The sequence below is a fragment of the Polynucleobacter sp. 35-46-11 genome (assembly GCF_002281105.1).
In genome coordinates, this window is sequence record NZ_NCFJ01000753.1 from 1 (window position 1) to 1,019 (window position 1,019).

The 1,019-nt window shown below is 43.2% G+C and carries 1 protein-coding gene; it reads left to right on the forward strand.

Features of this window, described 5'->3' with window-relative positions; translation table 11 throughout:
* Positions 1-902 (forward strand): TAXI family TRAP transporter solute-binding subunit (locus B7Y67_RS19320; RefSeq protein WP_293600022.1); only part of this gene is annotated, 902 nt, incomplete at its 5' end.
* Between the last annotated feature and the right edge of the window lie 117 nt (positions 903-1,019).

Consider the following 1,019-nt stretch of genomic DNA (forward strand, 5'->3'; position numbering starts at 1 on the left):
GCGCACAAGCGCAAAACCTTTCAATCGCAACCGGCGGCACAGGTGGTGTTTACTACCCAATGGGTGGTGGCTTGGCTGCAGTATTATCTAGCAAAGTACCTGGCATGTCTGCTACAGCTGAAGTTACCGGTGGTTCGGTCGATAACCTTAACCTCATTGGTACTGGAAAACCATATGTTGGTTTTTCTATGGCTGATGCAGCTAAAGATGCTAAAGAAGGTGAAGGCAAATTTACCAACAAAAAAATTGATCTGCGCTCCCTCTTAGTTCTTTATCCAAATCTCATGCACGTTGTCACAGTTGAATCCACTGGCATCAAGTCCATGAAGGACCTCAAAGGTAAGCGTGTTAGCACTGGCTCCCCTGGAAGCGCTACTGAAGTAATGGCATTTCGCTTACTTGAAGCTGCAGGCCTCGACAAAGACAAGGATGTAAAACGTGAGCGTTTGAGCGTTGCTGAGTCCGTTAATGCTGTGAAAGACCGCAAGATTGATGCTTTCTTCTGGGTAGGCGGTTTACCAACTGCGGCCGTGACCGACCTAGCTAATAGCCCAGGCATGAAGATTGTGATGGTGGATAACGCTGCTGAAGTTGGTGCAATGAACAAGAAATATGGCAATCTGTACTTTGCTGCCGATATTCCTAAAGAGACTTATAGCGGCATGACTAAGGATAACAAGGTTGCCGGTGTTGCTAATATCCTCGTAGTTAATGCAAACATGCCCGACGACGAAGCTTACAAAATTGTTAAGGCAATCTTTGATAATAAATTAGACTTGGTTCGCACTCACAAGGAATACATCAACGTAACCCTTGAGAATCAGAAACAAGCTTCTACTCCAATCACTTATCACCCAGGTGCTTTGAAGTATTTCAAAGAAAAGAACATTAAAGTAAATTAATACTTTGTTCGATTAAATCAATACCTCAGGAGTGCTTAATCGCACTCCTGAGTCTTTGGTAGTACTGAAAATAGCTTTATAAAAAAATAGGTAGAGACATGACACAAGTTGTAATTG